This window comes from SAR324 cluster bacterium, from assembly GCA_029245725.1.
Classification (GTDB): Bacteria; SAR324; SAR324; order SAR324; family NAC60-12; genus JCVI-SCAAA005.
Map to the genome: position 1 here is coordinate 1 of JAQWOT010000259.1, position 22,669 is coordinate 22,669.

At 42.3% G+C, this 22,669-nt stretch carries 18 protein-coding genes and 2 pseudogenes; 11 read left to right on the forward strand and 9 right to left on the reverse strand.

The genetic code is table 11. The features are described from left to right. A partial coding sequence (locus P8O70_14500) for a hypothetical protein (protein ID MDG2198061.1) occupies positions 1–186 on the forward strand: 186 nt, incomplete at its 5' end. A gap of 59 nt (positions 187–245) precedes the next feature. On the opposite strand, the gene P8O70_14505 is transcribed toward P8O70_14500, so the two are convergent. The 4 genes from P8O70_14505 to P8O70_14520 form a co-directional block, all read right to left on the reverse strand. Next, complete coding sequence (locus tag P8O70_14505; protein MDG2198062.1) at positions 246–3,335, reverse strand: FAD-binding and (Fe-S)-binding domain-containing protein; 3,090 nt, start codon at positions 3,333–3,335, stop codon at positions 246–248. Positions 3,336–3,365: 30 nt separating this feature from the next. Continuing rightward, entirely contained in the window at positions 3,366–3,917 is a 552-nt protein-coding gene (locus P8O70_14510) for an FKBP-type peptidyl-prolyl cis-trans isomerase (protein MDG2198063.1), read from the reverse strand. 24 nt (positions 3,918–3,941) lie between these two features. Beyond that, entirely contained in the window at positions 3,942–5,186 is a 1,245-nt protein-coding gene (locus P8O70_14515; GenBank protein MDG2198064.1) for an NAD(P)/FAD-dependent oxidoreductase, read from the reverse strand. Positions 5,187–5,289: 103 nt separating this feature from the next. After that, entirely contained in the window at positions 5,290–6,219 is a 930-nt protein-coding gene (locus P8O70_14520; GenBank protein MDG2198065.1) for a PD-(D/E)XK nuclease family protein, read from the reverse strand. 147 nt (positions 6,220–6,366) lie between these two features. Between P8O70_14520 and P8O70_14525 the strand changes: the two genes are divergently transcribed. The 7 genes from P8O70_14525 to P8O70_14555 all read left to right on the forward strand — a co-directional run bounded on the left by P8O70_14525 (position 6,367) and on the right by P8O70_14555 (position 12,656). Beyond that, positions 6,367–6,744 carry a hypothetical protein gene (locus P8O70_14525; GenBank protein ID MDG2198066.1) on the forward strand — a complete coding sequence of 126 codons (378 nt, stop codon included), beginning with the start codon at positions 6,367–6,369 and terminating at the stop codon, positions 6,742–6,744. Then, on the forward strand, positions 6,722–7,132 hold the full coding sequence (locus tag P8O70_14530; GenBank protein MDG2198067.1) for a hypothetical protein: 411 nt from the start codon (positions 6,722–6,724) through the stop codon (positions 7,130–7,132). Before P8O70_14525 ends, P8O70_14530 begins: the two co-directional genes overlap by 23 nt. Beyond that, positions 7,062–7,661: a glycine/sarcosine/betaine reductase selenoprotein B family protein gene (locus tag P8O70_14535; protein ID MDG2198068.1), complete on the forward strand. Its 600-nt coding sequence runs from the start codon at positions 7,062–7,064 to the stop codon at positions 7,659–7,661. Before P8O70_14530 ends, P8O70_14535 begins: the two co-directional genes overlap by 71 nt. A 78-nt stretch (positions 7,662–7,739) precedes the next feature. After that, the gene (locus P8O70_14540; GenBank protein MDG2198069.1) at positions 7,740–7,955 is read left to right on the forward strand and encodes a hypothetical protein; all 216 of its coding nucleotides are present in this window, start codon (positions 7,740–7,742) and stop codon (positions 7,953–7,955) included. Next, entirely contained in the window at positions 7,952–11,494 is a 3,543-nt protein-coding gene (gene mfd / locus P8O70_14545) for a transcription-repair coupling factor (GenBank protein ID MDG2198070.1), read from the forward strand. The genes P8O70_14540 and mfd overlap by 4 nt, the downstream gene beginning before the upstream one ends. Next, positions 11,487–12,185: a hypothetical protein gene (locus P8O70_14550; GenBank protein MDG2198071.1), complete on the forward strand. Its 699-nt coding sequence runs from the start codon at positions 11,487–11,489 to the stop codon at positions 12,183–12,185. Before mfd ends, P8O70_14550 begins: the two co-directional genes overlap by 8 nt. A gap of 237 nt (positions 12,186–12,422) precedes the next feature. Further along, the gene (locus P8O70_14555; GenBank protein MDG2198072.1) at positions 12,423–12,656 is read left to right on the forward strand and encodes a hypothetical protein; all 234 of its coding nucleotides are present in this window, start codon (positions 12,423–12,425) and stop codon (positions 12,654–12,656) included. A 324-nt stretch (positions 12,657–12,980) separates the two neighbouring features. Here the strand turns inward: P8O70_14555 and P8O70_14560 are convergent, their stop codons facing one another. From P8O70_14560 to rnr, 3 genes are all read right to left on the reverse strand, one after another. Next, positions 12,981–13,442 carry a hypothetical protein gene (locus P8O70_14560; protein MDG2198073.1) on the reverse strand — a complete coding sequence of 154 codons (462 nt, stop codon included), beginning with the start codon at positions 13,440–13,442 and terminating at the stop codon, positions 12,981–12,983. 93 nt (positions 13,443–13,535) lie between these two features. Next, positions 13,536–15,179 carry a hypothetical protein gene (locus P8O70_14565; protein ID MDG2198074.1) on the reverse strand — a complete coding sequence of 548 codons (1,644 nt, stop codon included), beginning with the start codon at positions 15,177–15,179 and terminating at the stop codon, positions 13,536–13,538. Positions 15,180–15,183: 4 nt separating this feature from the next. Then, on the reverse strand, positions 15,184–17,403 hold the full coding sequence (gene rnr, locus P8O70_14570) for a ribonuclease R (protein ID MDG2198075.1): 2,220 nt from the start codon (positions 17,401–17,403) through the stop codon (positions 15,184–15,186). Between the two features lie 159 nt (positions 17,404–17,562). Here rnr and ftsW point away from each other — a divergent pair, with 159 nt between their 5' ends. From ftsW to P8O70_14585, 3 genes and pseudogenes are all read left to right on the forward strand, one after another. Continuing rightward, on the forward strand, positions 17,563–18,732 hold the full coding sequence (ftsW, locus tag P8O70_14575) for a putative lipid II flippase FtsW (protein MDG2198076.1): 1,170 nt from the start codon (positions 17,563–17,565) through the stop codon (positions 18,730–18,732). Between the two features lie 19 nt (positions 18,733–18,751). Further along, entirely contained in the window at positions 18,752–21,520 is a 2,769-nt protein-coding gene (locus P8O70_14580) for an ankyrin repeat domain-containing protein (protein ID MDG2198077.1), read from the forward strand. Positions 21,521–21,578: 58 nt separating this feature from the next. Beyond that, positions 21,579–22,199, forward strand: a pseudogene (locus P8O70_14585) (haloacid dehalogenase type II). Between the two features lie 12 nt (positions 22,200–22,211). On the opposite strand, the gene P8O70_14590 reads toward P8O70_14585, so the two are convergent. Together P8O70_14590 and P8O70_14595 are read right to left on the reverse strand one after the other, a co-directional pair. Beyond that, positions 22,212–22,499, reverse strand: coding sequence for a hypothetical protein (locus P8O70_14590; protein MDG2198078.1), 288 nt, complete (start codon positions 22,497–22,499; stop codon positions 22,212–22,214). Positions 22,500–22,514: 15 nt separating this feature from the next. After that, positions 22,515–22,669: pseudogene (locus P8O70_14595) on the reverse strand (ArsB/NhaD family transporter).

Sequence of the window (22,669 nt, forward strand, 5' to 3'; positions counted from 1 at the left end):
AGCCAAATAGGCGGGGTTATGGAAAGGAAGACACTAAAGGTCCTTAGCGGAGTCGTAAATCTTCGGCAACAACTTTTTCAAGAAATGAGTCAAGGAGAGAAATCAACTCCTAGAAAAGTGAGGTTATTTGCAGAGTCGGAGACGTTGAGGAAATGGCAACCTTACCCGAAACGGATCTATGATTAGTGGTGAGCCGAAGAAGTGGTCGGAGATACTCAAAGTAACTTCGACCCCTTTTTGTTTTTTTAGGCATTGCCTAAAACTGTTTCGGTGCGTTTGGTGTTGGTTGCAGAGTTGTTTTCAGTGATCTCTTGCAGAAGCGCCTGTAGAGGATGCATCGGGCGGAAGCCAGCGAAACGCTTCACTTGAGAACGACAAGAATATCCTGTCGCAAGAATTGTGGCCTGTTGTGCCAATTCGTTGGGCATGTGGTGCTGCCAACTCATTTTGAAAATACCTCTTGATTCTTCGTAGTGTTCCTTCTCGTGCCCATAAGTGCCCGCCATCCCGCAGCATCCTGTTGTCTCAAGTTTCAGATCGAGACCAAGAGCCTTGAATACGTTTTGCCATTGTTGTTGGGACTGAAGAGCAAGAGTCTTCTCTGAGCAATGGCCCAGTAGACAGTAGCTTCGGAGTGGTTCCAAAATCTTGTTTGAACGTAACTGATCGATCTGTTGAACTAACCATTCCTGAGGCAGCATTATTTCAACTGGTAACTGCTGGAATCCCAATGACTTAGGGTATTCGTCTCGGTAAGTTAAGACCATACTTGGTTCAATCCCAACGATTGGCACTCCTAAAGTGGCGAGTGTTTGGAACCATTCGGAATTCTTTCGGACCAATGGATCAAACCAGTTGAGCAATCCTTTGATGTGTAGTGGTTTACCATTTGGGCGGAATGGAGTCACGCAGACTCGAAAGCCTAGGTTTTGAAGTAATTTTACAAAATGAATGACTAATGGAGCTTCGTAGAAGGAGGTAAATGCGTCTTGCAAGAGGATGACGGAGCTTTGTTTTTGGGTGGTGGGTAACCTTCTAAGTTCTTCGATGGTGACCAACCCCTCCACTTTCGTGAGTTGATTAGCTAGGTTGGGAGTGCTCAGAGCTGGCGCATCAATGAGTCCCACCAGTTGTTCTAATGCTTTTGTAGACAGAGCATTACCCAGCAAAGCGTTTCCAAGACGGGGGATCTTGGAGAGAATTTCCCCACTCCATTCAGTAGTCCCAACTAGGTAATCTCTCAATGGCCGCAGGTATCTACCATAGTATTCGTGCAAAAATTTAGAACGAAACTCAGGAACATCCACATGCACTGGACATTGAGAGGCACAGGCTTTACAAGCAAGACATCCTGACATTGCTTCGAAGACTTCATGGGAATAGTCATATTCTTTGGCTTTCTTGGCGGAATTAAAAAATTTTGCAGCAAACCCCCCTGAGGATCTGACCTCATCAGGGTCTCCAGCTAAGCTCAACTGTCGGAGCCACTCCCTCATGATTCCTGCCCGACCCTTTGGAGAGTGAATCCGATCACGTGTAATCTTTGATGAGGGGCACATCACGTGGTTTGGATCATAGTGGAAACAGGCTCCATTCCCATTACAACTGATGGTAACTGCGAATTCATCCTGCCAATTGGAATGAATTTGACGATCTCGATGACCTCGAAGTGGTGCTTCCAAAGAGACAGTTTTTTCTTTGGATTCAAGGGGCGTGACGATTTTACCAGGATTTAATTGATTGAACGGATCAAATACTTGTTTGATCTTGCGCAACTCCTGATAGAGTTCCGAACCAAAATGCTCTTCTGTATATTCGGTACGGAATCCTCTGCCATGCTCCGCCCACATCACACCACCATATTTGCGGACTAATTGACAGACACCATCTGAAATTTTACGAACAATTTCTTCGTCTTCAGTAGACTTTAAGTCCAGCGCAGGCCTTACATGTAAACAGCCCACATCCACGTGGCCGAACATGGCGTATTCAAGACCAAAGCTTTCCAGCAAGTCACAAAATTCTCGAATGTAAGCAGCCAAGTTTTCTGGAGGGACTGCAGTATCTTCAACAAAAGGAATGGGCTTGCGTCGTCCTTTGGTATTTCCCAGAAGTCCCACCCCCTTTTTTCTTAGATCCCAAAGATCTTTGATTTCCTCTAGAATTTCAGTTCGATAAAAGCCTGTAGCTTCTCCAGAGATTTTTTTTCTTTCGTGGATTATTTGCGCAAGTTGATCAACCTTTGCTTTTACTTCTGATTTTTCATTGCCTGAGAATTCAACCAAGTTGATTGTACGGGTCGGGCGAGGTCCTTCATCAGCTACAAAATCTTTAACCTTATGGTAGATCTCATCCTCCCGGGCAAGGCCCAAGATTTTTTCATCAACTGTTTCAATTGCTGTGGGATCAGATTGGACGAGGATTCCTGCAGCTCGCAATGCATCATCAAAGCTCTCGTACTTGACAACAATTAATTCCTGAAAGGCAGGTAGAGGTGTCAATTTTAGCTTAGCTTCATGGACCAGGGCCAAAGTCCCCTCAGATCCAGCAAGCAAATAATTTAGATTAAAGACAGACTGCTGATCATTACTGTAGACACCAGCCAAATTATAGCCCGTCATGAATCGGCTCATCTTAGGGAAGATCTCTTTGATCTGTTCAGCTTGTCGGCAAACGATTTCATCCACGACGCGATAAACTTCCCCAGTTCTACCGGACGCTTCCTTCCAGTCAGTTAACTCTTTTGGATTAAGAGAAACAGAGTGTAGTTCTTCTCCATTTGAGAGAAAACAGGATAGTTCAAGTAGGTGATCGCTGGTTCGCCCATAGACTCGTGAGCCTTTTCCACAAGCGTCTGTATTGATCATGCCTCCTAGGGTCGCTCGACTACTGGGAGAAAGATTTGGCGCAAAGAAAACTCCATGAGGCCGAAGAAAATCGTTCAACTGATCTAGCACAACACCAGGACCCACTTTGACCCATCCCTGCTCTAGGTTCAATTCCCTGATATCATTCATATGGCGGGAACAATCGATGATGATCCCATCAGTCAATGACTGCCCATTTGTCCCTGTTCCACCCCCTCGAGGAGCAAGGCGGATATCCCGATATTTCTCATGTGTGGCGAGTTTTAGCAGAATTTTCAGATCTGACTTATGGATCGGAAATACTGCTGCCTGGGGTATGATCTGGTAGATACTATTATCAGTGGATTGAACCAAGCGGGTGCCGTAATCTGAGCGAATCTCTCCTTGAAACCCTTGTTGGCCAAGAGTTTCCAGGAAAGCTAGATAACGACCTTGTGCCGGTTCTACCTGTGAAAGGCGAGGAATCATGTTTACGGCAGAGAATCTGAGAAAGTGAGTTCAGTTGTCGATGGAAACCAACTCTACATCGAAGATCAAAGTGGAGTGAGGGGGAATTAAATCACCGGCTCCATTGGCTCCATATCCTAGATTGGATGGGATCACTAACTGCCATTTAGAACCGACGCTCATCAACTGCAAAGCTTCAGTCCAACCAGGAATTACGCGATTTACAGGGATGTTGAGTGGCTCACCACGTGCGTATGAACTGTCAAATACTTGACCGTTTACCAGTCGGCCAATGTAATTGACAACAACCCTGTCTTGAAGTTGGGGTTGGGCTCCAGTACCCTCTTCAACAATCTGGTACTGGAGGCCACTGGCAGTAACGGTGGTCTCGGATTTGGCGGCATTCTCTTTCAGATAAGCCTGACCTTCATCAATAACGGCTTGAGCAGCGGCAGCTCGAGCTTGCTTTTCTTCTTCGCTGGGAAACATATCACTAAAAATATAGTTAAAAACCAAAAAACCACCCAAGCCCATCATCAGGAGTGCAGTTACTAAACTATGCTTTTTCTTGGGAGGCTCCGTAACTTCTGTTGTTTCGGTCATGGTTTGTTTAAGGTGGAACGGAAATTACAGGTCACTAAGGATAGCATTGGCTGCACGTCGACCTGATCGCATAGCACCCTGTAGGGATGAATGTTCACGGTGATCTCCGCAGATGAATAACCGTTCATTGACTTTGACGGTTTTTTCAGTGAATTGCAACGCAGGAGGTCTTTGTTGAGGAAGAGCTTGAGGTAGATCGTAGCAGCGGATCATGCGCCAATTTTCTGTTGTTTTTCCAAACCAATCTAACAACTGATCACGGACTGCTTTCTCCAAATCTTGCTGATTTTCATAACCCTGTAGGACGGAAACAGATACTAAGTCCTTGCCGTCTGGCGCATAACTTCTGCTCACACGACTGTTCACCACCAAGTGATTAATTGGGCCGACTCCATCTCCATTCAGCATGAGAATCGGATGTTTAGTGTGCGGAACTTCATTAGCCTCAAAATACAGACAGTACGTCGATTGAAATTCTGGAGGGCTTGTCCATCCCATCAGCCGATATGCTTCAGCAGCAGATGAAGCAATCACTACAGCAGAACCTTCGACAACATCCCCGCTCGCAAGAGTTACGCTTTGGTCTTCGATTTTTTGAACAGGGCTCTCCAGTTCAATCGTACCTTTAGGTAGGTCTCTAGCCAACTGATCTGGGATGGCTTGCATGCCCTGAGCAGGAAGAGTTACCCGTCCAGATGCAAAAGTTTTATAGGTGAATTCAAGCATCCGACTAGATGTTTCTAACTTCGGATCCAAAAACACACCGGCAAAAAAAGGCCTTAGGAAGGCATCAATGAATTTTTTTGAGAAACCAGCTTTTTCAAGGTATTCACAAGTTTGAATTTCTGGCTTTGAAAAGATCTCATGCAAGCTCATCGATGAAAGCTGGCTGCGCCAACGCATCAACTGTAGACCATCACCAATTGAACTGAGCTTAGATCGGAGGGTCCATGGAAGATGATGAGGCTTTCGAAAAGGATCTGCCATGAGATGAAAATCACTGCACCATCTTACTAGAGCTCCTGGATAGAAAGCCTTCAGTTGGAGCCCTCGGTACCTCAGCATTCTGCGAGCTTCAGAATATTCAGTAAGGAAGACTTGGAAGCCACGATCCAACAAAAAACCATCCACTTTATCAGTTTGGACGCGTCCTCCGATTCCATCAGAAGCCTCAAGTATTCGAACCCTCCGGCCAGCTTGGTGCAAATGGATCGCACAGCAAAGGCCCGCAATTCCAGCGCCAAGAATCAGGACGGGTTGTTCTTTCATGGATGCAAACTTCGATAAAAGTAAATTTGGGAAAGCAGACAAAATTAACGAAAATCAGCACTCTTGCAAGCGGTTTCCCTGATGAAGTACCCTATAGTTCCGATTATTCTGAATCACCAGCATGCCATTTAGGACATACCTTGCGAAAATTACACTGAGCACACTGGGTGGTGTCATCCGTAAAGCTGAAATTACTTTCTTCGGCGTGATTTTGTTCTGGTCTGCTCAGTAAGGTTTGCATTTGCTGAATAGACTCTTTGACGTAGTTTTGAACACCTTCGAGGTCCAGAGATTTACTGTTGTATTCCCTAGTTTCCCCAGTTGCGAGAAAGACTTCTTTAAGAAGGATTTGGTCGGGTTGGATTCCCCATTTTTCTGATGTGTACATCGCATATATACCCATCTGAAGTGAATGGTCAGCTTCATCAGATTTGCCAGTTTTCCAATCCAGTAGAACGATTTGATCATCACTGCGATAGCAGGCATCAAGGGAAACCCAAATTTTGCATCCATCGATTTGAAAAGAGTTCAACTCCTCTAGTTCTAACCATTTGGAATAGTCTAGATTTTTCAATTGATTGAGCATAGGAAGGTGATAGAAGTTCTCCACACAGGTTTGAGCTTGTGTGGCTAAGGCTCGCCACTCCTCATCATTGACGGGCAGTTGGTATTCATGCTCAACCAACCCCATAAATCGCTTGGGCCGAAGCCGATACTTCGCATCTCTTGAGTCTCTATAATCCTGGCGCAACCGATTTCGGAGATTTTCAGCTACACTCTGATAGTTTGGAAGTGATTTTGATTTCCTTAGGTGATGCAATAGTTCCTCAAGAACTTTGTGAACCTGAACACCGATCCAAGCAAATCGATTATGAAGCTGTTTTAGGACGTAGATTTCTCTGATTCTGGGATCAGACTGCCAGTCCCAACCTCCCCAAGAACCATAATAATGAAACCAGTAGCGCCTGGGACAACTTTGAAGCGTCTCATTTCGACTCTTCGACCAACTGAATTCATTGCGCAATATTCCCATGGCTTTAGCATTTTGTGGAAGAGAGAATTTTAGACATGAAATATACTGTACACATCCTGAGGACGACCCAACTCTCAATATTTTCCAAACAGTCTGACGAAGCCTTGACTGAGTCGCAAGGGTTGGCCTCCATCAAGTAGGTTCATCATGCGGGAATTATATCTTATTCGAAGTAATAAGACCGAGGAGTGGGAGAATGGCGTACGCAAAGTGAGCTTTGCGTGTGATGACCCTGATATCCACGCATTTGTGTGGGTCGATCTACGTGAGTGCTTAAGTGGAATTCAAATCATTTTTCGTGAGAGGGTACTCGAATGGGATAAATCTGCTGGAGTCAGTCATGGCGATACTAATCGTGAAGCTGATGAGGAGGTTTATGGTTATCAGAAGGGTGCTAGATCAATTCACAATCAAGTGCATAGCATTGGTCAATCAGACTTGGCACTTTTGAAAACTTTACTGTTCCCGGGGGAATGGGATTCTTTAATAAAGAGTTGCTTCAATGTTTTGGAAAAGGGGAATTAGTCTTTGCCTACTCCTGCTTCCCATAGCTAATGTCTTGAAGGCAGATTTCTTTAAATGGGATGTGGTAGTCTATGCGGAAGGTTATGGGTTATCGCATGAAGTCTTTGCTGTTCTGGAAGCGAGTACTATCTGGGAACAGGGCGACTGGATATGTGAAATAAGTGATTTCTGGACTACGATCACAAGTGAATTACTGCTGGAAGGGAAGACCTTGAAGTGCCAACAGGGCGGGACAGAGCGTTTCGTAACCGTCACTTGTGATTTAAATAACAGGGGTCGCCAACACAACTCCTTCAAAGAACAATTCTCCCCAACGAATGCTGGATTCTATTTGGAACCTGAAGATAGAATTAATTCTGCCTATCTCAGTCTTCGCTGCTACTACTAATTACTATCCTAGTTTCCGAGTGATCACACAGATTTTGTCCTTCCTTTCGCTTCGGTTATTTAAAAGCACAATAGTCCGTGAACTCTGGTCAAAAAACCATAGGGAGTTTAAGTTTAATACTGGGCCCTGGACACCACTACAGAAGCCTATTAAGGAATCTCAGATATGCTTGATCACTTCGGGGGGACTTCATCTCACTACAGATCACCCTTTTGACATGGGTGACCCCAACGGGGATCCCACTTTCCGTACTATTCCTTTAGACTCTGATCAAAATAAATGGCAGATCACACATAATTACTACGATCATGCGGATGCTGAAAGAGATTGGAACCTTATTTTCCCTTTGGAGCGACTTCTTGAATTAAGAAGTTTTGGAAAAATTGGTTCTCTTTCTCCCAACCACTACTCTTTAATGGGACACATCACTGGTCCTCACCTACCAACTTTACTTCATCAGACTGCAAAAGAGCTGGCAGATCGTTTACGAGATGAGCACACAGATTTGGCGCTTCTTGTGCCAGCTTGAGGACTATGTAACCAGACGGTCGGTCTGGTACAAAGAAATCTTGAGGCAGCAGGAATCTCAACCGTCAGCATAACGATTATGCGAAGTATCACGGAACGACTATTCCTACCGAGATCCTATCACCTGCGCTATCCCTTTGGTCACGCACTTGGGGAGGTTGGAAATCGAAGCCAGCAATTGCAGATTCTGATGGATTGCCTGAATCTTCTTGGAAACGCTGAAAAAACTGGGACCATCATTGATGCTCCTTACCTTTGGAAACGCCATCAATTTGAGGAACTTTTTCCTGCATGAATTCTTCTCCGCAAAAAGCAGTTCGACAGTTGATCCGCGAAAGCCGATGCACCAATTGGTATGGCCTTCGTGGTACCTCCAAGACGATGTTGCTGTCCGAGGTAATCCGACAACTATCTTCAATGATGGTCATCATCACTGAATCTTATGAGAAAGCCGAACAACTTCAGGAGAACCTAGAGTGGTTTCTGGGACAGGAAGGTATTCGCCTGTTTCCTCAGTGGGATACCCTGCCTTATGATAATTTTTCACCACATGGAGAACTTGTTGGGAAGAGGCTGTCGACTCTTGAGGCACTTTTATTTGGTGAAGTTCGTTGTTTGATCACAACGCCTCAGGCACTGATGCAGAAGCTGATGCCTAGAGAAGAGTTTATTCAAGCTAGGCGGCTGCTGGAAGTAGGTGACCTGATCTCAATGGAGAGTCTACTGCGTACTCTGCCTGAGTTGGGATATGTTCAGGTGGATCGGGTAGAAGAAACAGGGGAATTTAGTACTCATGGAGAGATGATCGATCTCTTCTTAGCTGAAATTGAAAAGCCTCTGCGGCTTGGTTGGAGACAGAATCGCCTTTACACGATTCAACATTTTCAGATTGATAATCAACTCACAGATACTGCTGAGCTAGAGTCTGTAACCATTCTGCCAGTGAAGGAGGTTCTTTACAGTGAGAAGCACCGGCAGTTTGCCCGACAACAGTTAACCAAATACCGTGATCAAGTTGCAGAGAGCCTGCGGCAACACATGCGCAAACGACTGCAGGATGCGGAGTTCTTTCCTGGCATGGAATCTTTAATTCCTTTGTTCTATGAAGGCTTAGATACCTTGTTGGACTACCTGCCGAAAGATGCGTATATCGTTCTGGACGAAGCATCCAAAACTGCTGAGCGGGCGAAACACTTTTATGATGAAGTGTTTATGGAATATGAGATGAGTGTGCAGCAGTGCAATCTGACGGTACCTCCAGACACAATGTACCTAGATCATCGACAATTTCTGGCAGATATGGAGCGGCGTGTTCGATTACGTTGTTTTCACCAGCGTAAGAATGAAGACGATGAGTCTTTTGTTGGGCCATCAACTTTGTTTAACACAATTGATAATCGAGGTTTGCGACAAGGCTTTGAAAAGGCTGGTGCCGTGTCTGCAGTGGGTCATGTAATCAATTTACTCCAGGAGTGGCGTTCTCAGGGTGCTCCGATTTTCTTGAATGCCAAAACTCAAACAGCTGCAGATCATTTCCGTCAGCTCCTTGGTGATCTAGGAATTGAGGCTATGGCGCCCAACGGAGAGCTGAATTCAAAAACTTTCCCATGGCTTCAATGGATGGAGTCAAACAATGAACAAGTAAATCATCGTGGTGCGTTACCAATATTTGTTGGATCCCTTTCTGGAGGATTTCGCTGGATAGATGACTCCAGTAAACCTTCCTTTGCCTTATTGACGGAAGAGGAAATATTTGGTGAGAAAAATCGGCAGAGACGTTTAAATCGAGCCCAGATTCAAGCGGTTGGTAATTCTCTGGAGGATCTGAATGAGGGTGATCATGTAGTACATCTAGACTATGGGATTGGACGGTACATGGGTTTGACTAAGATCCCAGTTGGTACATCTGATTCTGATTTTATGGTCCTGGAATATGCTCGAAATGAGAAAGTGTATGTTCCTGTCCAGAAATTTCATCTTGTTCAGAAGTACGTCAACGCAGATGGTCAGTCTCCTAAATTAAACAAACTTGGAGACAAATCATGGACAAAGACGCGCAGCAAGGTTGCGAAAGCTGTAGAAGATATTGCAGAGGAATTAACCGAAATCTACGCTGCTCGTAAAGCTAGAAAGGGGTTCTCTTTTCCAAAAGATGACTCTGAAATGCAAGAATTTGAATTGAGCTTCCCCTATGAAGAAACTCCTGATCAGAATGAAGTCATTGGCCATGTGAAGTCAGATATGGAATCTGAAATGCCAATGGATCGCCTGATCTGTGGAGATGTTGGCTTTGGCAAGACCGAAGTTGCGATGAGAGCAGCTTTCAAAGCAGTTTCTGCTGGAAAGCAAGTAGCCATATTAGTCCCGACGACAATTTTAGCCCAACAACATCATGTCTCTTTCTCAAAAAGATTCGAATCCTCAGCTGCTAAAGTTGAGGTGATCAGCCGATTTAGAAGCCTCGGTGAGCAGAAGGAGGTACTGCGGGGACTTCGTGATGGAAAGGTAGATATTTTAATTGGTACTCACCGATTACTTTCTAAAGATGTAGAGTTCAGAGATTTGGGATTGTTGGTTGTCGATGAAGAACAACGTTTTGGAGTTAAGCACAAGGAGAGGATCAAGCAGTTTAGGGCTGAAGTGGATGTGTTGACCATGTCTGCAACACCGATCCCCAGAACTCTTCATATGTCTTTGACGGGTATAAGAGATCTGAGCATCATCAATACAGCTCCAGCTGATCGAATGGCCGTGCGTACTAGACTACTGAAATCCAACGATTATATTATTCAGGAAGCAGTTAGCAGGGAGATTCGCCGAGGCGGCCAGGTTTATGTTGTCCATAATCGAGTGGAGTCAATCTTTCAGTATGGGAACTACTTAAAGGATATCCTACCCAATGTTCGTATTGGTGTTGGTCACGGACAAATGGGAGAAAGTCAACTGGAACGCTTGATGCTCGACTTTATGGACGGCCAGTACGACGTATTGGTTGCTACGACAATCATTGAGTCTGGTCTTGATATTCCCAAAGCAAATACAATCATCATCAATAATGCGGATCAATTTGGGCTGTCCCAACTTTACCAGCTCCGTGGAAGAGTAGGACGGAGTAACTTACAGGCTTATGCATATTTACTTGTTCCGCAGGAGAAAATACTATCCAACGTGGCTCAAGAGAGATTGAAGGTTCTACAGGAACTCAATGATTTGGGAGCTGGTTTCAAGGTGGCTTCGAGAGATTTGGAACTTAGGGGTGCAGGTAATTTACTCGGATCAGAGCAATCTGGCAACATTGCAAGCGTTGGGCTTGAACTTTACACGCAGATGATTGATCGAGCCGTGAGAAGAATTGAGCAAGCAGCCCTCGTTTCTCTAGAGGAAATGAAAGTACAGATTGGCTTTTTGGAGGAAAAAATCCCCGAAAACTATATCAAAAGCACTAGTCAGCGACTAGCACTCTATAAACATTTGTCTTCGATTCAAGAGATAGATCAATTGTGGGAACTCAGGGCAGGCATTGAAAACCGATTTGGGACCATTCCTGAATCGGTTGTCAATCTTTTCAAGGAAGCGCAAGTACGTTGCTGGGGACAGCGTTTTGGAGTGCCAGCAATTGAGTACAAGCAAAACAAACTTACGTTACAATTACTACCCACCACAAGAATGAAACATGATGCCTTGATAGAATGGCTGAGTGAGCCAAATTCCCCTCTAAGATTTCATCCAGAAACTACTTTAGAAATGTTGCAGGTTCCTCAATCAATGGATGGAATTCTTGCAGGTCTTAAAAGGTTCCAAAGGATTTTTCCTGAAGCAGAAACCCATGTTTGATTGGCGGGAGTTATTACTTCGAAACCAGAATCAACCAGCACAAACTGACCGAACTACCCTCAAATTGTTGGAGGAACAACTCCTTCATTTGCTACCTCCCATAGTGAATGCTCTGAATGCAACCAACATTTTGCCTCTTCAGCCTACTTGGTCCAAAAACGAGATTGCTCAGAAATTCAAAAAAATATTGGAGGAGGTGGAACAAAGATATTTAGTGGCTTGGGATCATGTCAGAAATGCCCAGATCCAAAAACTTGAAGCTGACTATCAGACTTGGTACCTGGCACAACTCCGTTCAGATAAATCTCTTTACAGCAACTATTGCCAGTGGCAGGAATTGCTAATTCAGCAGCATTCTCAGGGTTGGTCTTACTGGATTCTACACGGCTTGAAAGAACATCCATTTCTTGCCAGGGAATTGAAGAGGGGGCAATCCTTGGCACCAGAGACAGAACTCTTGTTAGCAGAATTTTTTCGGTGTGCAAAGCCTTTGCTCCAAATAGACACTGATACTGTTCTGAAGGAGTTTTATAGTTTCCAGGCTGCATTTACTCAGCAGACGCCGTTCCTACCTCGTCTATTCCAAGAAATCTCAGATGAGTCAGAAAAAGAAATTTTTGAAGAATTAGAAGACAATGAATTTGTTGAGGCGGCTAGGATTTTTTGGAACATCGTATTTGTCGGGAAGTAAAGTTCTTCTTTTGTTGAACAATGAGAAAACCCGAATCATTCATTCTCATAAAATGAGAAAATTATTGTTTTATTTAATCTCTGTCTTTATAGATTGAAGATAAAATACTGAAATTATCTAATATATTTCAGTATGGTTCCTGGCAATTCCCTTGCAAGAGAGTGGTACGAAAATAATTAATTGCTATTTCAGCATTGATTTAGTAATGAATCGTTTCTGCAAATTGAAAAGGAAAGAATGCCTAAGAATGTTCATGAAAGAATAGAATTTGAAGAAAACCTCATAGAAGAGCAACAGCGCAAAGAATCTCAAAGACAGGAAGTGCAAAACGCTATCAAACAGTTTTTAGCTAAGGGTCGACAAATTGAGATTTTACCTCCACAGCAGGTCCAAACAAGATCAGTTGTCGGTGGGGAACAATGGAGTGATTACGAAAATATAGATGATGCCTTGCCATTCAATTCTCAATGAGGCATCGACATGAATGATGAACACTAAATACAGCAATATTTTGTGCAGTTGCACAAATATATTGTAAAAGCAAAATGAAGTGTGCTAAATTTACCAAAGGTTTAGCACCTAAAAGAAAGCTCAGTGCTGATTCGGACTCATAATAGCTAACCGCAGGCCAATCTTGGTTTTCAACTCCTCCCTAAAAAAAAGTTGAAAGTTTCATGTGCCAGGAAAATCGAAAACGGTCTGACCGGTAAGATGTCTGCGGAAAAGCTATTCCTCACCTCAAGAAGATTCCTCCTCAAACTCAACTCCTGAAACCCGGCCCGTCTTCAAAAGTCCTCAGTAATACTGTGGGCGAAGTTCCTTAGCCGCCTTGATAAGTTGATTGCGCTGTTTATTGAGCTTCATCACGTCCGAAGCCCATTGAAGGACAGACCTGGCATACTCAGGAGGTAACCCCAATTTACCAGCGATACTCTTAAATAAGTCTGCTTCATCACGCGTGACCTTACCGTTAATTGTGATTACTGTGGCCAAGTAAAAATAAATCGTGGCAGCTTTGTTCATTCTTTCATCGAGCCGCCCTAATTCAAGCTTAGATCTTGATTTCACCGCTGTCACCAATTCAACAATTTCACTCTCATCCTCAAGAAAACTGATAGCAGCCTTAAGGGAAATTAGTTCCTCATTGTCCACCTGGCCATCACCTAAAATGACAACACCTATTGCCTTTGCTAACCAACTCCGGCTTTCTTGTGAAAGATTGTTAATGAATTCACTTTCTAAACTTACTTCAAACATAGCTGGTCTCTCCTGCTTAGGCTTATTAAGACAAATTTTGAAATTATCATCTTCAGTTATTATTTATTTGATTGAGAACCAAAATACTAAGATTTAGAGATCGACAGTAATTCGATAAAGTATGCCCTCCTGACTTTTTCGGTTGCTTTCGATAATTCTTTTTTCTTTAAATTCAGGAAAGATTTCGAGTTTACTCTTCAATTTTTGCAAATTCTCGTAACTATCAATCGCACCATTCATTGAGAATCTATCAGAGGAAAAATCTATTCGTTCCAAAGATAATTTGTTATTTTTCTCCATTAAATTAGTAAGGCGCTCTAAAAATTTTAAGCTGATATAGTTTCGATCTGCAAAATTATCACTTAATTTAAGTACTTGCGTTCTTTGTGCTATTAGATTGTTTAAGTGACTGATTGCTTGGTCAGCTTGAAGATTGGAGTTGGGAAGTATTTGTAAAATCTGTTGTTGCAATTGATGATCTGAGTGAGCGATGAGTTGCTGCTTTGTTTTGATTTGAAGAAAGGAATTTCCTCCGAGTGATCCAAGAAAAATAATTGAAAGTAAGATGACTGCAGCGAGTCCAAGCTTATTTTGTTTAACAAATCTTTGGGTAGCCGTTCCTTGTGAAAAGTGAGATAATGGATGCCGATCAAAAAAATCAGGAAAACGCTTTGGCATGTCACCTAATATGCCCCAAGGATTCCGATCCGAAGGTTCATCAGTTCCCCTTATTCGAATTTTGCTATCAACCATTGCCAGAGATTGTTTGCCATCAATTAAATTTGATTCAACTGATTCACTGGTCTGAAACTGTTTCATTGATGATTGTGAGTTATCTCCTTCTAAAATTTGTTGATCAATATGATTAGTTTTTAGTGAGACTCTCTGATTCTGCCAATTAAACAAACTTGCAAACACACCGTGGAAAGAAATAGAAATATTTGAGTAATCTTCAACGTTACTCATCAGAAATAAGTTTATCTGTGAGCACAACCATACTAATTCATTCTTAATTGGTCTCAAATTTTCAGTGTTGTCAGCAAGTTTTTCTCTTAATTCGATCGCATTCTGTTCCTCACTTTGACGGTAATGGTTTTCAACAACATCAAAAATACGGTTGGGGAAGGACTTTACCGTCAACAGATCACCCTCATAAAGTACTGAAACAAAGCATTCATCAACACCAACGTAAACTTGAAAGCACTTGCCAATTTTCCAATCATGTGGAATCAATCCAGCAAGAAGACTTGCTGAACTAAAAATACCCTGTAGTTCCCAGCTTTTCTTTGCACAGAAATCAATTAGATAATCTCTTTTTTCTTTGGATACTAACTGAATAAGTGTTTTTGCTTGGCCCTCATCAACGAGTTTTATTTGATAAGTGTAATGATAGTCTTCAAGGTTGCCTAAGATCTCATTTCCAAGTTCAAAAGGGAGAACTTGTTTGATCTTTCTAATATCCTGGAAAGGAAATGATAATGTTCGAAATGTGATTTCTTCAGAGGGAAGTACAAAAAGAACTTTGGTATCCTTCAAAGGATGGGAATCTATGTAGTTTTTGAGGTTTTTATCAAACTTCTGAAGCACTGTCGCTTCAGCGGCAGTGCCACTTTCTTTAATTAGAAAAAACTGGCTATCAAGCCTGGTCAACAAATTAATCTCAGATCCACGCCTTTCAACATAATTTGCTTCAATACATCCAGGATGTGCTGACAGGACATAGGTTCGACTGTCCATATTTTCAATCCTGAGAAGAAGGTGATTTTGGTGCAAAACCCAAAATGTCAAATTCTATCAGGCGATGAAGGGTGTCTGCTCTGGTTAATCTAAGTTCTACTTTATCTCCAGCCTCTATGAGCTTTTTTGTTCTACGGCCCTGCAGAACTAAATTAATTTCATCAAAGATGTAGTTGTCATCTTTCAGTGCTTCAACGGGTAGGAACCAATCAATCTGGTAGGGAAGTAATTCAACTCGGAATCCATTATTTTCTGTAGAAACAATTTGTCCTTCCATAGTCTGGCCAATGAATTTTTCCATAAAGTTGACCTTCATTAAATTAATACTCTCTAATTCAGCTTTCTCTGCTCTCCTCTCCTGCTCAGAAAGATAATCCGCCATCAAAATGGATGGAATTGAATTTGGAGAAGGCTTTACACCCAGTTTTGCGTGTAATTCGTGTTTCAGAGATCTGTGTGTAACGAGATCTGGATATCGCCGAATTGGTGAAGTAAAGTGGGAGTAATATTTCGCCCCCAACCCAAAGTGTCCTTGATTATCAGTCTCATAGGTCGCTAAAGCCATACTCCTTAACAATATAATTTGTAGTTGATTTTTATTTGTCAGATTTTCAATCGACTCTAAAACTTTGTTGAATTGGCCAGAATCGGTAAGGGAACTTGGGGACACTGGAATATTGAAACGTTGGAAGACCTTCTTCAGTCGTTCTAGTTTTGATAGGTCAGGTGAGCCATGCACTCTGTACAATGCTGGTAACCGATTTCCTGTACAGTGTTTTGCTACCGTTTCATTAGCTTCAAGCATGAACTGTTCAATCAGTTTCATGGACGATGATTGGAATTTTTTGGAAACACCCACTATCTGGTTTTGATCATCCAATTCAATTTGTTGCTCGGCGAAATTAAAGTTGATTGCACCTCTCTTGGTTCTCTTTTCCTGAAGAGCCTTTGCAATTTCATCCATTACGATCAGGTTATCTAAAATTTCTTTGTTTTTGATTGTTCTAGTTTGGCCGGTGTCTAGAAACTCAGCTACATCTTCATAAACTAAACGAGCTCGACTTCGAATCACGCTTTCGTAAATTCGGTAACTCTGTACCCAACCAGTGGAATCGATGAGCATTTCGCAGGTCAAGGTAAGCCGGTTTACATCAGGCTTTAGACTACAAAGATTATTTGAAAGATTTTCTGGAAGCATCGGAATCGAATGAGTTGGGAAATAAACACTTGTTCCTCTGAGATATGCTTCTTGATCAATAGCGCTTCCTGGCCGTACGTAGTGAGCAACGTCTGCAATTGTTACATACACCTGCCAAGACCCATCCCCGTTTGATTTAGCAAAGACAGCGTCGTCAAAGTCCCGTGCTGTTTTGCCATCGATGGTGACAAACCCCAAATCTCTTTGGTCAACTCTAGCAGTGGAGGCACCATAAACGACTCGATTCGAGAAAACTTCTGCTTCTTCCAGCGCATCCACTGGAAATTCAGATCGAATTTGATTTTCTGTCAGAATGAGATTAAAGCCCAAATTTTCAAGAATTTCCTTGCGGACTGGTTGGAGAACCTTTGCATAAAGTTCATTGTCATCCCCATGCTGAGAGAGTAACTCTACCTCAACTAAAGTTCCTGACTTGATGGTTGATTGGTCATCCCCTTTACGAATTACTAATGGAGGAACTCCATTTCTCTGATTAATTGGAATCGCCAGAGTTGTGCGTTGCCCACGTACTAATTTTGCCAACATTTTGCTGGTTGAACGTTGAAGGATTTTCTGAATATATCCTCGAGAGCGATCATTACCAGGTTTGCTAAAGGCTCGAACCTCAACTAAATCTCCATCCATAGCCCCATTCTGGTCCCCCTGGGGTATGAAAACATCACTCTTGCCCTTGCCAATATTGACAAAGCCAAACCCTTTGCTTGTAGCGATGAATCTGCCCTCAACAATGTTTGCTTCTCTGACTGATGGTTTTTTAATATGCCTAAGCCTTGGATTTTCAAAGGGTTTTTTCTTTTTATGCTGATGTCCCGTCTGTAGGTCGCTATGAGCAAAAAGGTTCCCCTTTTGCAGAATTAACTCTTTAAATACGAGTTTCCTGAGAATTGATTTTACCTTTGGGCCCTGATCTTTACTTAACTTCAATTGCTCTCTGATCGCTCTAGGTGACATCCAAGAGCCTCCTGAACGGAGAACATTTAAGACAAAACTTTTCTTAATTTTCATAGTTGTCGTTCAAAGGAACAATTAAATGTTTATGAAAAATCTTTAAATCTTAAATCTTGATCAAATCCAATGTGCCAACCAAATTCAAATCTGAATGTAAGCAAGGCCTTGGCCATGAGGTCCTCTAGAAAAAACTTGGGGTAAAGGGTAGAAAAAATCATGATTGCGTTCTCCTCAAGGATTCAAACCCCAAGTTTTTTGCAGCGTACTGGAAGGTTTCACTTTGACACCATTTTGATTTGTGCACTCCTGTTTCTTTTAGCTTGGGGCACCATAATGATTTACAGCACAAGTGCGGTTTACGCAGGATTACGCTATGACAACAGTTACTATTTCCTTCAAAGACATCTGATTCATATCATTTTGGGATTTGGAGTCATTGCATTAGCGACCCTAACCCCCTACCAAAGATGGAGAGATTGGCTCCCTTTGATGATGCTAATCATGTTAGCAATGCTGGTAATGGTATTGATCCCAGGAATTGGGCATGAAGTTAAAGGTGGCAGGAGATGGTTGCGGATGGCTGGTTTTGGAATTCAGCCAGCAGAATTGATGAAAATCGTATTAATCGTTTACCTTGCTTCATATCTGGAGCGGAAACGACCATTGATCCAGTCTTTTAGACGTGGCATCGGACCATGTATGCTTGTAAGCGGTTTCTTCATGCTTTTGATTCTGTTACAACCAGATTTTGGCACAGTGGTATTGCTTTCAACAACAGTGCTGCTGATGCTTTTCGTTGGTGGGTGTCGGATTTGGCATTTGATTGCTTGCGTTAGTGTGGTTGCATCATTAGGTGCAGCTCTGGTAATGACACAGGCATATCGCATGAGAAGGATTCTCGCTTTTTTGGATCCTTGGGAAGACCCTCTAGATTCAGGTTTTCAAATCATACAATCATTTATAGCGATTGGGACTGGCGGGTGGTTTGGTCGTGGACTTGGAGAAAGCAGACAAAAGTTATTCTTCCTTCCTGATGCACATACTGATTTTATTTTTGCAATTTTATCAGAAGAATTAGGCTATTTTTGGGTCTGTACACTGGTGGCACTCTTTGGAATTTTCATCTGGAGGGGTTTTTGGATCGCTTGGCATGCGCAAGATGAGTTTGGTAAATATCTCGCTCTGGGGTGTACTTCAGTGTTAAGTCTACAAGTAATTATCAACTTATTTGTTGTTTCAGGAATGCTTCCGACGAAAGGTATGCCGCTACCATTCATCAGTGCTGGTGGATCTGCCTTAATCATGGCAATGATCTGCACTGGAATTCTACTAAATATCAGTCATCATATACATTCACTAACAGACACATCCTCACCACACAACTGAAATCTTCCGAGGGTAATAATTGAATCGCCACAAACTTCTCTTCAATGTCATTTTATTTATCTGTTTGTGGGGAAATATCCTCTCTATTACTCATGCTGAAACAGTAAAATCCAATCAGACTGAAATTCTCTCAAAAATACATATTGAGTGGCAAAAGTGGTTAGTTGCACTACGACAAAATTCTAATGCTGTGAGGGAATTAGTCAGCAAAAGTGAGGACTGGAGGGATTTGAGAGGTTCAGGCCCCTTTGCCGGAATGACAGTGGTTATGTTGACAGCAAAAGTGGGTAGTCTTGAGCAGCTTGATTTAATTTTGGCAAAAAAACCCGATCTCTCAATTCAAGATGAATTAGGCAAGACAGTTCTTCATCATTTACTTGAACGCAAAGGAATCGTCACAGGGCATCTCAAAAAATTGTTGGAAGCTGGTGCACCAATTAATCGAGGGGATGTAAATTTAAGTAATCCGCTTCACTTGGCAGCATCAAAAGAGGGAGTAGAGAGTTTAGAGTTGCTCCTTCAATATGGTGCGAACCTAGAAACAATGAATCTTTCTGGAAAATCACCGCTGATGGTAGCTGCTGCAACTGGTAGAGAACTGAATGTAGCGTTCTTGATTAGTTCTGGTGCAGATCCACTAGTGGCATCTGCCTCTGGATATAATACATGGATGTTTGCTGCAGCAGGGGGACATGAAAAAATATTAGAGCTTCTAATCCAGAATTCCTCTATTCAGATTGAACATACAGAGAAGATACATTTAAGAAATGCACTTCACTTGGCTACAATTGAAGGCCATGTTGAAACGATCAAATTCTTAATCTCCTCAGGATTAAACGTAAATCAGGGGGACATGCTTAAAGTGACACCACTTCATCTAGCAGTCATTTCACAAAAAACAGAATCAGTTGATTTTCTCCTTAATAATGGAGCGAATGCTTATCTTCAAGATAATACAGGTGTAACACCCTTAGAGTTAGCAGTAATTTCAGGGGATCTACGAATACTAAAACTACTTTTAAAACAGCCTCCAGATGCTCCATTGGCAACTTTAGCAAGAGAGAACGCATTAAGAGAAGCTGCATTTCAGGGTAAATTTAACTTAGTTCAAGAACTGGTTCAACAAAACATCGCCCCAAATACCAAGAATATAAATGGACAGACAGCATGGACTATGGCTGTTTCCGCGGGACACAATGAAATTGCCGACTATCTTGCTTCACAACCGGGGCCACAAGCCCTAAACGTTATTTTTGCAGCAGAATTTGGTTTCAATGAACGTCTCTCAGTTCTTCTCAAAGAAAATGTTGATGTAAGTGTTTCAGATGTTCGAGGATTTTCTCCACTAATGCTTGCAGCAGGCAGAGGTGATGTCGAAATGTTGTCTAGTCTAATCAATTATGGTGCTAATATTAATCACCAAAGCTTGCAAGGATGGAACGTACTCTCTTTAGCAATCTCAAGTGGTTCAATAGAAACAGTAAAAAAGATTATTCAAGTAGATTCAAAAATGATTTTTCAGGAAGATAAAGAAGGTTGGAATGCACTTCATTGGGCTGCATTTCATGGTGAATTAGAGATAATTAATTTGTTACTACCTTTCATTGATGATGTTGACTCGAAAGATCATCAGCAAAGAACTTCCCTTCAACTAGCAGCAATTGAGGGTCATCAAAGTATCGTGAGAAAGCTGATAGAGTGGAATGCATCAACGTCTGTAAAAGATCAATCTGGTCGAACTGTAATGGAACAAGCAATTCTGTATCGGCAAAAAGATGTTCTAGAAAGTCTTTTACTCTTGGGCATCTCGGCTAGTGCTGGTCTCAGATACGCGTCTTCAATTGGTGAAGTAGGGTTATTGCCTTTATTTAAACAGCATGGAGCCAATCTAGATGAAGCAGATGAGGACGGGAATACCCCGTTACTGTTGGCTGTTTTAGGTGAACATCAAGAAACTGTATTCGGATTACTTGATTTCGGTGCTGATCCAAACCTGGCCAATGCGAAGGGACTGACTCCTTTGATTTTGGCCATCAGAAGCCGTCAGCCTGCTCTGACATCGATTCTGTTGAAGTATCCATTAGATCTCGAGAGGCAAGATCCTTTTGGAAATACATCTTTACTGACTGCTGCTCTCAATGGAAATGAAGAGATAGTAGACCAATTAATAATTGCTGGAGCCAAATTGGAGCATTCAAATTACATGGGACAGAGTGCTCTCCATCTAGCTGCACTACAAGGACAAGTTGGCATAGTCAAAAGATTACTTGATGCCAATTTAAGCCCAATGAAGTCAGATCAATTTGGGTTGACTGCTTTGCATAGAGCAGCTGAAAATGGGCATGCGGGTGTAGTTAGAACTTTTTTGAAAACTAAAACAGTTGATCCAAATATTAATGTTCTTGATGCACACGGTGATGGAGGTACACCTTGGCTGTTAGCTGCTAAACGCAGTCACATCAATGTGCTCGAAGTTTTGTTAGAAGCCAGTGCAGATCCTGATGCTGTTGAACTACTCAACGGAACAACTGCTCTTCAAGTTGCCTCAGCAGAAGGGCAACTATCTACAGTTCGATGGTTGTTAGAAAAAAATCTGTCAAAAATAGATGAAACAGATTTTTTGGGGAATACTGCCTTGCACTACGCATTTCAAAAAGGGCAGAAGTTAGTTATAGAGGAATTAATGAGGTGGGGAGCAAATCCGCAGAAAGCAAATTATGAAGGAAGAATACCATCAGAGATTGCTCAAAATTTATCTAATGACACTACATTAAACGCTCTTAATTAGATTCTCACAAATGAAAGAGCATGCCTACGTATTCGATGCCTAAGGAACACTTCTTGACGTAAGTGCTGCCAGTCGTAAATACTCAGTGTTGTTGGGGAAAAATGCCCCTAAAGTCTCTGATCTATGGAGAAAGAAGCAATTAGAGTATACTTGGTTGCGAAGTCTGATGGGAGTCCACGTTGACTTTTGGGAGATTACAAAGGATGCCTTATCCTATGCATTGGAATATTTTGAGATAGATCAAGTAAAGTGTTTTGATGAACTCTGCGCGAGTTATCTAGAAATTCCTTGTTATACCGAAGTTCCACGACTATTGAAAAATTTGAAAAATCAAGGACACAAGATAGCAATTCTTTCGAATGGCTCTCCAAATATGATTCATAGTGCTGTGAATGCAAACAAGCTTGAAGACTTGTTTGATGCGATTCTATCAGTCGAAGATGTGGGGATCTTTAAACCAACTCGAAAGGTATATAGCTTGGTGGAAGAAAAACTAGGCGTCATTCCTGAAAAAACTAATTTTTTCTCATCAAACGGTTGGGACGTTGCAGGGGCTAGTTTTTTTGGATTTTCTGTAGTCTGGGTGAATCGATTTAATCAACCTGCAGAAAGACTACCTGGCATACCTAGGCTGACAGTAAAAAATTTAGACGAATGGTGGGAGAAAGAAATGATCTAGGCTATTTTAAGATCAGTTAGTCAGTTTGGATAGTTGATCGAAGTAATCAGGAAAAGTTTTGCTGACACATGATGGATCAAGAATGGTGATGGGCACTTCACCGCATGCTGCAAGTGAGAAAGCCATAGCCATTCTGTGATCATCATAGGTTTCGATCTCTGCTGGTAAAAGTTTTTCTGGTGGTTCAATGATGATGTAATCTTCACCTTCCTCGACTGTGGCTCCAAGCTTTTTAAGTTCAGAGGACACGGCTTTCAAGCGTTCGGTTTCCTTGAGACGCCAATTATAAATATTGCGAATTGCAGTGGTGCCTTTGGCAAATAATGCGGCAACAGTCGCGCCGAGTAATACTATGTAAGTAAAGAGTAAGCGGCCACGACCTTTGCCCCAACGGGCCACATGTAGCGCGGCCCATTCGAAAAATCCTGATTCATCCAATAATAAACTGATGATGATCACGGCAATAAAGG

Coding starts and splice junctions, on each gene's coding strand:
- P8O70_14505 (MDG2198062.1), bottom strand. CDS start 3,335: ATGATTCCTCGCCTTTCACAGGTAGAACCGGCACAAGGTCGTTATCTA.
- P8O70_14510 (MDG2198063.1), bottom strand. CDS start 3,917: ATGACCGAAACAACAGAAGTTACGGAGCCTCCCAAGAAAAAGCATAGT.
- P8O70_14515 (MDG2198064.1), bottom strand. CDS start 5,186: ATGAAAGAACAACCCGTCCTGATTCTTGGCGCTGGAATTGCGGGCCTT.
- P8O70_14520 (MDG2198065.1), bottom strand. CDS start 6,219: ATGGGAATATTGCGCAATGAATTCAGTTGGTCGAAGAGTCGAAATGAG.
- P8O70_14525 (MDG2198066.1), top strand. CDS start 6,367: ATGCGGGAATTATATCTTATTCGAAGTAATAAGACCGAGGAGTGGGAG.
- P8O70_14530 (MDG2198067.1), top strand. CDS start 6,722: ATGTTTTGGAAAAGGGGAATTAGTCTTTGCCTACTCCTGCTTCCCATA.
- P8O70_14535 (MDG2198068.1), top strand. CDS start 7,062: ATGCTGGATTCTATTTGGAACCTGAAGATAGAATTAATTCTGCCTATC.
- P8O70_14540 (MDG2198069.1), top strand. CDS start 7,740: ATGCGAAGTATCACGGAACGACTATTCCTACCGAGATCCTATCACCTG.
- mfd (MDG2198070.1), top strand. CDS start 7,952: ATGAATTCTTCTCCGCAAAAAGCAGTTCGACAGTTGATCCGCGAAAGC.
- P8O70_14550 (MDG2198071.1), top strand. CDS start 11,487: ATGTTTGATTGGCGGGAGTTATTACTTCGAAACCAGAATCAACCAGCA.
- P8O70_14555 (MDG2198072.1), top strand. CDS start 12,423: ATGCCTAAGAATGTTCATGAAAGAATAGAATTTGAAGAAAACCTCATA.
- P8O70_14560 (MDG2198073.1), bottom strand. CDS start 13,442: ATGTTTGAAGTAAGTTTAGAAAGTGAATTCATTAACAATCTTTCACAA.
- P8O70_14565 (MDG2198074.1), bottom strand. CDS start 15,179: ATGGACAGTCGAACCTATGTCCTGTCAGCACATCCTGGATGTATTGAA.
- rnr (MDG2198075.1), bottom strand. CDS start 17,403: ATGAAAATTAAGAAAAGTTTTGTCTTAAATGTTCTCCGTTCAGGAGGC.
- ftsW (MDG2198076.1), top strand. CDS start 17,563: ATGATTGCGTTCTCCTCAAGGATTCAAACCCCAAGTTTTTTGCAGCGT.